This window comes from Streptomyces sp. B1866 (genome assembly GCF_031932565.1).
Taxonomy (GTDB): domain Bacteria; phylum Actinomycetota; class Actinomycetes; order Streptomycetales; family Streptomycetaceae; genus Streptomyces.
Window position 1 is genome coordinate 1 of sequence record NZ_JAVSCF010000241.1, and the last position, 9,846, is coordinate 9,846.

Consider the following 9,846-nt stretch of genomic DNA (forward strand, 5'->3'; position numbering starts at 1 on the left):
GCGGCGAACGCCTTGCAGCGCCCGTCGCCTGCGAGGCCGCGCTGGTGGGAGAAGGCGGTGAAGACCGTCGGTGTGGCCATCACGGTGGCGCCGCCGGCCAGGGCGAGGTCGCACTCGCCGGAGCGCAGTGCCTGTACGGCGTTGTGGAGGGCCACCAGCGAGGACGAGCACGCGGTGTCCACGGTGACCGCGGGTCCCTCCAGGCCCAGCGCGTAGGACACCCGGCCGGACAGCACGCTGGCCGAGCAGGCGGTGGCGAGGTAGTTGGCGTACTCGCCGCCGGAGCCGGCGAAGAGGGAGAAGTAGTCCTGGCCGATGGTGCCGAACCAGACTCCGGTGCGGCTGCCGTGCAGGGACCTCGGATCGATCCGGGCCCGTTCGACCGCTTCCCACGAGCACTCCAGCAGCAGCCGCTGCTGCGGATCCATCGCCAGGGCCTCACGCGGCGATATTCCGAAGAAGGCCGCGTCGAACCGGCCCGCGCCGTAGAGGAATCCGCCCTCGCGCAGGTACGTCCGGCCGCTGTCGAACGCCGCGTCGGCGTTCCAGCCGCGGTCGGTGGGCAGTGGCGCGAGGGCGTCGGTCCCGGCGTCGAGGAGTTCCCAGAACTCCTCCGGTGTCCGTACGCCGCCGGGCAGGCGGCAGCTCATGCCCACGATCGCGACGGGCTCGGTGCCCTTGCGCTCGGCGTCGCGCAGCCGCTGCTTGGTGGCGCGGAGGTCGGCGAGGGTCTTCTTGAGGTAGTCGCGGAGTTTGTCCTCGGCGGGTCCCGCGGTCATCAGGACTCCCCCAGTTCGCTGTCGACCAAGGCGAAGATCTCCTCGTCGGTGGCCGCTGCCAGGTCGTCGGCGGCGGTGGGCAGGTGGTCCGGGGCGGCCTGCGCGTCGCGCCGCTCGACGGCCTCGCGCCACTCGGCCAGCAGCGCCTCCAGCTGGAGCGTCACGTCCTCGGCGCCGTCGGCGTCGGGGGCCAGTGTCCGCAGGTCCGCGCGGAGCCGGCCGACGGCGGCGAGCACCGGTTCGGCCGGGGAGGCCGTGTCGGCGCCCAGCAGGTCGCCGAGGCGGGCGGCGAGCGCCGACGGCGTGGGGTGGTCGAACACGAGGGTGGCCGGCAGGCGCAGGCCGGTGAGCGCGGTGAACCTGTTGCGCAGCTCCACCGCGGTGAGCGAGTCGAAGCCCAGGTCGCGGAAGGGCCGGTCGGGTGCGACGGCCTCGGGGGTGCCGTGCCCGAGTACGGCCGCGGCGTGCTCGCGCACCAGTCCCAGCAGCAGCTCGGCGCGTTCGGCTCCGGACAGCGACGCGAGCTGGTCCGCCAGGCCGGCGCCGCGCACCGCCGTGCTCGCGGTGCGCCGGGCCGTCGAACGGACCAGCCTGCGGAACATGGCGGGCACCTCGCCGGACCGGCCCCGGAGCCTGGCGATGTCCAGGTGCACGGGCAGCAGCACCGCCTCGGCCGTGTCCCGGGCGGCGTCGAACAGGGCCAGGCCGTCGTCCTCGGACATCTCGGCGACGCCGTTGCGGGCGATCCTGGCGAGTTCGGTGGAGCCCAGCTGGCCGGTCATCGTGCTGCGGTCCGTCCACAGCCCCCAGGCCAGCGACTGGGCGGCGAGCCCCTGGGCGCGGCGGTGTTCGGCCAGCGCGTCGAGGAACGCGTTGGCCGCCGCGTAGTTCGACTGGCCGGCGCCGCCGAGCACGCCGCTGGCCGAGGAGAACAGCACGAAGTCGGTCAGCGGCGCGTTGCCGACCAGCCGGTGCAGGTTCCAGGCGGCGTCGACCTTCGGGCGCATCACGGTGTCGAGCCGTTCGGCGGTCTGCTTGTCGATCACGCCGTCGTCGAGCACGCCGGCCGAGTGGACGACCGCCACCAGCGGGTGCCGGTCGTCGACGGACCGCACCACCCGCTCCAGGGCGGCGGCGTCCGCCAGGTCGCAGGAGGCCCAGGTGACGGTGGCGCCGAGCCCGGTCAGCTGCTCCACCAGCTCGGTGCGCTCCGGGCCGCGGCTGACCAGCAGCAGCCGCCGCGCGCCGTGGCGGGTGACCAGGTGCCGGGCGAAGAAGCCGCCCAGCGTGCCGGAGGCGCCGGTGACCATGACCGTGCCGTCGGTCCCGAAGGGCCGGGGCACGGTGAGGACTATCTTGCCGACGTGCTTGGCCTGGCTGATGTACCGGAACGCCTCCGGTGCCCGGCGCACGTCCCACTGGGTGATGGGCGGCAGCCGGAACGCGCCGGCCTCGAAGAGCCGGACGATCTCGGCGAGCATCTCCCCGGTCCGCTGCGGTCCGGCCTCGACCAGGTCGAAGGCCCGGTAGGCGACGCCGGGGTGGTCCTCGGCCACCTGCTCCGGCCGGCGGACGTCGGTCTTGCCCATGTCCACGAACCGGCCGCCGCGGGGCATCAGCCGCAGCGAGGCGTCCACGAACTCGCGGGCGAGCGAGTTCAGTACGAGGTCGACTCCCCGGCCTCCGGTGGCGTCCATGAACTTCGGCTCGAAGTCGAGGCTGCGGGAGGAGGACAGGTGGGCGTCGTCCAGCCCCATGGCGCGCAGCGTGCCCCACTTGCGCGGGCTGGCGGTGCCGAACACCTCGGCCCCGAGGTGCCGGGCGATCTGCACGGCGGCCATGCCGACGCCGCCGGCGGCGGCGTGGACGAGCACCCGGTCGCCGGCGCGGAGGCCGCCGAGGTCGCACAGCCCGTAGTAGGCCGTCAGGAAGGCGGCGGGCACCGACGCCGCCTGGGTGAACGTCCAGCCGTCGGGTACCCGCGCCAGGTAGCGGTGGTCGGTCACGGCGAGCGGGCCGAAGCCGGAGGACAGGATGCCCATCACCCGGTCGCCGGGCGCCAGGTCCGGTACGGCGCCGCCGACCTCCACGACCACGCCGGCGGCTTCGCGGCCCAGGGTGAGGTCGTCGTCCACCATGCCGAGGGCGGCCACCACGTCGTGGAAGTTGAGGCCGCCCGCGTGGACGGCGACCCGCACCTCGTGGTCCGTGAGGGGCTTCTCGGCGTGCGGGTAGACGCCCAGCGTGAGGTTGTCGAAGGTGCCCGGTTCGGTGATCTCCAGCCGCCAGGCGTCCGCTCCGGCGGGCGGCACCAGCTCGGGCGCCGCGGCCCGGACCAGCCGGGCGGCCGTCGGCCTGCCCGTACGGACCATGACGCGGGGCTCGTCGGCCAGGCACACCTCGGCCAGGACGGCCGCCGAGTCGGGGTGGTCGTCGAGGTCGACCAGGGTGACGCGCCCGGGGTTCTCGGTCTGGGCGGACCGCACCAGGCCCCAGACGGGGCCGAGCAGGAGGTCGCCCGGCAGGGCGTCGCGGGTCACGACCACCAGGCGGGAGTCGCCGAACCGCTCGTCGGCGAGCCACCGCTGGACGACGCCCAGCACATGACCGGTGGCGGCCCGGACGGCCGCGGGCAGGTCGTCCTCGTCGGGGCGGGCCGGCGGGACGCAGGGCAGCACCAGCACCTCGGGGGGCGTGCCGACGGACGCCACGTCGGCGGCGGTCTCGACCTGCCAGCCCGCGGCCCGCAGCGCCGGGCCGAGCCCGAGCGGGTCGTCGCCCAGCACGACGCCGTGGGCGGCGGCCGCCTGTCCGACGACGGGGACGGCTTCGTCCCAGGTGACCTTGAACAGGGACTCGGGCCGCCGGGCGGTGAGCTGACCGCGGTCGACGGGCCGGGTGGCCAGGCGGCCGAGGGAGAGCACGGGCAGGCCCGTGGTGTCCCACGCCTCCCACGCCATGCCCTGCCCGCCGGCCGGGCTCACCCGTACCCGCAGCGACCTGGCGCCGGTCGCGTACAGCCGTACGCCGGCGAAGGAGAACGGCAGCCGGGTCTCGCCCGAGCCGAGGCCGGCGGCGGCCGCGGTGTGCAGGGCGGCGTCGAACAGGGCGGGGTGGATGCCGAATCCCGCCACCTCCGCGTCCTCGGGCAGGGCGACCTCGGCGTACAGGTCCTCGCCCGCGCGCCAGGCCGCGCGGACGCCCTGGAAGAGCGGCCCGTACTGGTATCCGGCTGCCGCCAGCCGCTCGTAGAACCCGTCGGTCCGCACGGGGTCGGCGCCGGCGGGCGGCCACACGGCCATGCTGTGCGGCTCGGGTCCCCCGGCCGTGAGGAAGCCCTCCGCGTGCGTCACCCAGGGCTGGTCGGCGCCGCGCGAGTGCACCGACACCGCCCGGCGGCCCGGCTCGCCGAGGTCGGTGACGACCACCCTGACCTGGGCGGTGTCCGACTCGCCGAGCACGAGCGGCGCCTGGAGGGTGAGCTCCTCGACGCAGCCGTGGCCCTCCTGGTGGCCCGCGTGCAGGGCGAGGTCGACCCAGGCCGCGCCGGGGACCAGCACCTGGCCGAGCACCTGGTGGTCGGCCAGCCAGGGGTGGGAGGAGAGTGACAGCTCACCGGTCCACACCCACTGGCCGCCCGGCAGTTCCACCGCCGCCGGCAGCAGCTCGTGCCCGGCCTCGACCAGCCCCGCCACGCTGACGTCCGCCGCGCGGGTGCGCGGCGCCTCCAGCCACAGCCGCTCGCGCTGGAAGGGGTAGGTGGGCAGTTCGACGCGCCGGCCGCCGGGCAGCAGGCCCGCCCAGTCGACGGGCACGCCACGCACCCACGCGTCGCCTGCGGAGGCGACCAGCCGGGCGAGGCCGCCCTCGTCGCGGCGCAGGCTGCCGAGGACGACGGCCCGCGCCGCGCTGTCGTGCGCGGTCTCCTCGATGCCGACGGTGAGGACCGGATGCGGACTGCACTCCAGGAACACCCCGTGCCCCTGGCCAAGCAAGCACTCGACACCAGACCGGAACTCCACCGTCTGCCGCAGATTCCGGTACCAGTACTCCGGGCCCAGCTCGCTGGTGTCGACCTGCCCACCCGTGACCGTGGACACGAACGGCACCTCGCCAGACCGAGGCGAAATGCCCTCCAGCACATCCAGCAACTCGTCACGGACCAACTCGACCTGCGCCGAATGCGACGCGTAGTCCACCTCGATCCACCGCGCCCGCACGCCCGACGCCTCACACGCGGCGACAAGCTTCTCCAGCCCGGCCACCTCACCGGAAACCACCGTCGACGACGCGCCGTTGACCGCCGCCACCGACACACCCGGCACACCCCCCAGCAGCCCGACGACCCCCTCACGCGGCAACGCCACCGACACCATCCCGCCCAACCCGGACAACCGCCCCGCGATCAACCGGCTCCGCAACGCCACCACCCGCGCCGCGTCCTCCACACTCAACCCCCCGCACACCGTCACCGCCGCGATCTCCCCCTGCGAATGCCCCACCACCGCGGCCACCCGCACACCCCACGACCGCCACACCTCCGCCAACGACACCATCACCGCCCACAACACGGGCTGCACCACCTCCACCCGCCCCAGCTCCCGCTCGTCACCGAGCACATCCAGCAGGGAGAAATCCGTGTACGGCGCCAACGCCCGCCCACACCGCTCCATCGACCCCGCGAACACCGGCGACTGCCCCACCAGCTCCTGACCCATCCCCACCCACTGACACCCCTGACCCGCGAACACCAGCACCACACCACCGGTATCCGCCGCCCTGTCACCGCCGGATTCCGCCACTGCCGACAGCCCCGCCACCAACTCATCCCGATTCCCACCCACCACCACCGCCCGATGCTCGAACGCCGAACGCGTCACAGCCAGCGACCACCCCACATCCACCGGGTCCTGCCCGGCAGCGACCTCCACCACCCGGGCCGCCTGCTCCCGCAACCCCTCCGCCGTACGCGCCGACACCACCCACGGCACAACGCCGACAGCGGACCGCTCCACCGCCACCGGCTCCACCGCCGGCGCCTCCTCGACGATCACATGCGCATTCGTCCCGGAAATACCGAACGACGACACGCCCGCCCGCCGCGGACGACCCCCCTCCGACCGCCACTCCCGCGCCTCGGTCAGCAACCGCACCGCGCCGGAGGACCAGTCCACCTCGGGCGTGGGCTCCTCCACGTGCAGCGTCCGCGGCAGCACGCCCGTACGCATCGCCAGCACCATCTTGATCACACCGGCCACACCCGCAGCCGCCTGCGCATGCCCGATGTTCGACTTCACCGACCCCAACCACAACGGCCGATCCCCAGACCGACCCTCCCCATACACCGCGAGCAGCGCCTGCGCCTCGATCGGATCGCCCAGCCGCGTCCCCGTACCGTGCCCCTCCACGGCGTCCACGTCCGCCGCGGAGAGCCGGGCGTCCGCCAGGGCCTGGTTGATGACGTCCTGTTGGGCGGGTCCGTTGGGGGCGGTGAATCCGCTGCTGGCTCCGTCCTGGTTGACCGCCGAACCGCGCAGCACGGCCAGCACCTCGTGCCCGTTGCGCCGGGCGTCCGACAGCCGCTCCAGCACCAGCACACCCACGCCCTCGCCGAAGCCCGTGCCGTCGGCCGCGGCGGAGAACGCCTTGCAGCGGCCGTCCGGGGCGAGGCCCCGCTGCCGACTGAAGGTGGCGAACACCGTCGGCGCCGCGATGACCGAGGCGCCGCCGGCCAGCGCGAGGGCGCACTGGCCCTGCCGCAGGGCCTGTGCGGCGAGGTGGAGGGCGACCAGGGAGGAGGAGCAGGCCGTGTTGACGGTGACCGCGGGCCCGTTCAGCCCCAGCGTGTAGGAGACGCGGCCGGAGGCGACGCTGGCCGCGTTGCCGATCCCGACCACGCCTTCCAACTCCTGGTCGATCTCGGGCAGGCGGGTCGCGTACTCGTGCGTCATGAGCCCGGTGTAGACGCCGGTCCGGCTGCCCTTGAGCGAGGCCGGGTCGATGCCCGCCCGCTCGATCGCCTCCCACGAGCACTCCAGCAGCAGCCGCTGCTGCGGATCCATCGCCAGCGCCTCACGCGGCGAGATCACGAAGAAGGCCGCGTCGAAGTCGGCGATGTCGTGCACGAACCCGCCTTCGCGGGCGTAGGACCTGCCGGGTGCGTCCGGGTCCGGGTCGTAGAGGTCGGGGTCCCAGCCGCGGTCGGCGGGGAAGGGCCCGACCGCGTCCCGCCCGTGCGCCACGAGGTCCCACAGGTCCTCAGGGGTGCGTACGCCGCCGGGCAGGCGGCAGGCCATGGCGATGACGGCGATCGGTTCGGTGGCGGCGGACTCCAGTTCCCGCAGCCGCGCGCGTGTCGACCGCAGGTCCGCGGTCACCCGCTTGAGGTAGGCGAGTGCCTTGTCGTCGCCGCTCACTGCACACCCCCGATGCCCAGCTCGTTGTCGATGTAGGCGTAGATCTCGTCGGCCGTCGCGCTTTCCAGGTCGTCACCGGAGGCGGCCGGTTCGCCGGGCTGCCGGAGCTCGTCGAGCAGCGCGGTGAGCCGCTGTGCGACGAGGGCGCGGTCCAGGCCCTCGGTCGCGGCCCCGCTGACGCCGCGGCGCAGGGTTTCCAGCTGCCGCAGGGCCTGCGCGGTCGGGTCGACCGTGTCCGCGAGCCGCGCGGCCAGGTGGGCCGCCAGGTCGGCCGGGCTGGGGTGGTCGAACACGGCGGTGGCGGGCAGGCGCAGCTCCAGACGCCGGGAGAGCAGGTTGCGCAGCCGCACCCCGGTCAGGGAGTCGAAGCCCAGTTCGAGGAAGCCTCGGGTGAGGGGGACGGCGTCCCGGCTGTCGTGGCCGAGGACGGCGGCCGCGGCGTCGAGGACGACCTGCTGTACGCGCCGCAGCCGCTCCTCGGGGGGCAGGCCGGCCAGCTGCCGGGCCACCTGCCCGTCGTCCGCCGTCTCTCCGGGCCGCGTGCCGGTGACGGTCCGGCGGCGTACGGGGACCAGGCCGCGCAGCATCGCCGGTACGTCCGCGGCGGACGGGGCTGACGCGGCGGGCGCCGGGTCCAGCCGGATCGGCACCGCCAGCGGCTCCCCGGCGCGCAGGGCGGCGTCGAAGGCGGCCAGGGCCTCCGCCGTGGACAGGGCGCCGACGGCCGCGGTGGCGCGGGAGGGGGAGCCGACCCGCCTGGTCAGCTCGCTGCGGTGCGCCCACAGCCCCCAGGCCAGCGAGAGCCCGGGCAGGCCCCGGGCGACGCGGTGGGCGGCCAGGGCGTCCAGGAAGCCGTTCGCCGCCGCGTAGTTGGCCTGTCCCGCCGCGCCGAGCACGGACGCCGCCGAGGAGAACAGCACGAAGGCGGCCAAGGGCATCTCGGCGGTGAGTTCGTGCAGGTGCCAGGCGCCGTCCGCCTTGGGGCCCAGGACCGAGTCGAGCCACCGCGCGGACCGCGTGCCGAGCACGCCGTCGTCCAGCACGCCGGCGGCGTGCACGACGGCCGACAGCGGGTGGCCGACGTCGACGGCGGACAGCAGCGCGGCCACGCTCCGCCGGTCGGCGAGATCGGCCGCCACGATGTCGACTTGCGCGCCGAGCCCGGTGAGTTCGGCGCGCAGCCGGTCCGCGCCGTCCGCCTCCGGTCCGCGGCGGCCGGCCAGCAGCAGCCGGGTGACTCCGTGGGTCCGCACGAGGTGCCGGGCGAGCAGTCCGCCGAGCGTGCCCGTGCCTCCGGTGATCAGGACGGTTCCGGTGCCGAGCGAGCCCGTTCCGGCCGGGCCCTCCGCCCGGGCCAGCCGGGGTGCCCGGCCGTCCCCGGCGCGTACCGCGATCTCCGGTTCCGGGCCGAGCGCGTAGTCGGGCAGAGCCGCGAGCGACGCGGGATGGCCGTCGAGGTCGACGAGGGTGATGCGGTCGGGGTGCTCGGCCTGGGCGGAGCGCAGCAGACCGCGCGCCGTTCCGTGCACGAGGTCGCCGTCTTCGGCGCTGTGGCCGACGACCACCAGCCGCGCGTCGGCGAACCGGTCGTCGGCGAGCCAGTCCTGCACCGCACTCAGCACGCGCGCGGTCGCCGCTCGTACGGCCGCGGGCACGTCGCCGGGGCCGGTCGCGTCCCGCAGGCCCGGCAGCGGGAGCAGCACGGCGTCGGGGACCGCTCGGATGGCGGCCAGGCTCGCGGCTGTCTCCACCCGCGCGCCCGTGGCTTCGAGGCCGGGGACGAGGCCGACGGGGTCCGGGCCGAGGACGGCCCAGGAGGCCGGGGCCGGACCGACCGGTGCGGCCGGACGCCAGGCGACGCGGAACAGGGAGTCGGCCCGCCGCCGCACGGCCGGCTGACCGGGGTCGGCGGGACGGCTGGCGAGCCGCCCGATGGTGAGGACCGGCAGTCCGGAGTCGTCCCACGCCTGCCAGGAGGACTCCTCGGGGTTGATACGGACCCGCAGCGAGGCCGCCCCGGTCGCGAAGAGCCGTACGTCCGAGAAGGCGAACGGAAGCCGGGTCTCCGCCAGGCCGCCCGGGCCCGCCTCGGCGCGGGCCACGCTGTGGACGGCCGCGTCGAACAGCCCGGGGTGGAGGCCGTATCCGCTGGGGTCGGCGCCCTCCGGCAGCCCGATCTCCGCGAACAGGTCCGCGCCGCCGCGCCACGCCCGCCGCAGACCGCGGAAGCCGGGCCCGTAGTGGTAGCCGGCCGCGGCGAGGTCGTCGTAGAACCCGTCGGTGTCGAGCGGCGCGGCGTCGGCCGGGGGCCACTGCGCGAGCGGCGCCGGGGGCGGCCCGTCCGGCCCGAGGACGCCCTCGGCGTGGCTCACCCAGTCGCCGTCGCCGCGGCGCGAGTGCATCGACACGACCCGGCGGCCGGGTTCTCCGGCCTCCGCGACCACGACCCGGATGCGCACGGCGTCCGACGCGTCGAGGACGAGCGGCGTTTGCAGGGTCAGTTCCTCGACGGAGCCGAAACCGGCCTGGTGCCCTGCGTGCAGGGCGAGTTCGACCCAGGCCACGCCCGGCAGCAGCACCTGACCGAGCACCTGGTGGTCGGCCAGCCAGGGGAACGCGGAGACCGACAGCCGCCCCGTCCACACCCGCTG

Annotated in this window: 3 protein-coding genes; all 3 read right to left on the reverse strand. The window is 75.3% G+C overall.

Features of this window, described 5'->3' with window-relative positions; genetic code table 11:
* A partial coding sequence (locus RKE29_RS24140) for a beta-ketoacyl synthase N-terminal-like domain-containing protein (RefSeq protein ID WP_312007717.1) occupies positions 1-779 on the reverse strand: 779 nt, incomplete at its 3' end.
* The gene (locus tag RKE29_RS24145) at positions 779-7,195 is read right to left on the reverse strand and encodes an SDR family NAD(P)-dependent oxidoreductase (protein WP_312007718.1); all 6,417 of its coding nucleotides are present in this window, start codon (positions 7,193-7,195) and stop codon (positions 779-781) included. The genes RKE29_RS24140 and RKE29_RS24145, both read right to left, overlap by 1 nt.
* On the reverse strand, positions 7,192-9,846 hold a 2,655-nt coding region (locus RKE29_RS24150), incomplete at its 5' end, for a type I polyketide synthase (protein WP_312007720.1). The genes RKE29_RS24150 and RKE29_RS24145, both read right to left, overlap by 4 nt.